Annotated in this window: 1 pseudogene; it reads right to left on the reverse strand. The window is 42.9% G+C overall.

The window, feature by feature from the left end:
• Positions 1-540: 540 nt before the first annotated feature.
• Positions 541-964 (reverse strand): annotated as a pseudogene (locus CIK04_RS28630) (Holliday junction DNA helicase RuvB C-terminal domain-containing protein); the annotation flags it as partial.

Consider the following 964-nt stretch of genomic DNA (forward strand, 5'->3'; position numbering starts at 1 on the left):
CAAAGGTACGAATAGGAAGTGATACATCGCTGTCAGTGCAAACTGCAACCGCGACAGATCAACTACGTCAATCATGGTAACTCCTATGTGTCGGCTGAATGACACTCTCTACATTTTACAAATCATCATCAAGAGTTGAACTTTCTTGAATAGTGTTGAATTAAACCAACAAATTGTTGCAAAATGTACCGCATTGGTTAGTTAATTGTTAAGCGTCAGCTAATATAGCTGCGGCTAATACTACTGCTAAAAACTGAGGGTTTCAAAAGTTTTATAAACGCAAAGCGCTTTGATTTGAATCAAGAAACACGTGGCATTTCTGTCTAAAAAACAATCAACTTGATCTAAATCAAGCAAATGCAAGATGTTTTGTTAACGCCAGGTAACTAGAAGAAAATGCACGCCTCATTATGGCTACGAGACGTTTACAATGCGCGATTTTGCATTACCTATTTAGAGGTAGTTAGATTTCTTTATTGTGACCTTTCTCACATTAAAGAAAAGGCTAGGAAATTTAATACCTAGCCTTGCAAACTTACTTTCAATTCCGAAATGAAGATACGCCCGATCGGTTGCGATTCGCCCTCGAGGCGTGCGTTGTAAATAACCTTGCTGAATCAAATATGGCTCTAACACATCTTCAATCGTATCTTTCTCTTCACCGATTGCAGCTGCCATGTTATCCAAGCACCGAACCGACCACCACAATTCTCCATGATGGCCAACAGTAACTTGCGGTCCATGTAATCAAAACCTTTCGAGTCCACATCAAGCATGTTGAGCGCTTTGTCTGCAGTATCTGCACAGATGTGACCATTGCCTTTGACTTCGGCAAAATCGCGCACGCGGCGCAACAAGCGATTGGCAATACGTGGTGTACCACGCGCACGACGCGCCACCTCTAATGCCCCTTCCGCTCCATGGAAAGCCCCAAGCAGTCAGCACTGCGTGCACGTATATTCTG

This window comes from Vibrio sp. 03_296, assembly GCF_002265885.1.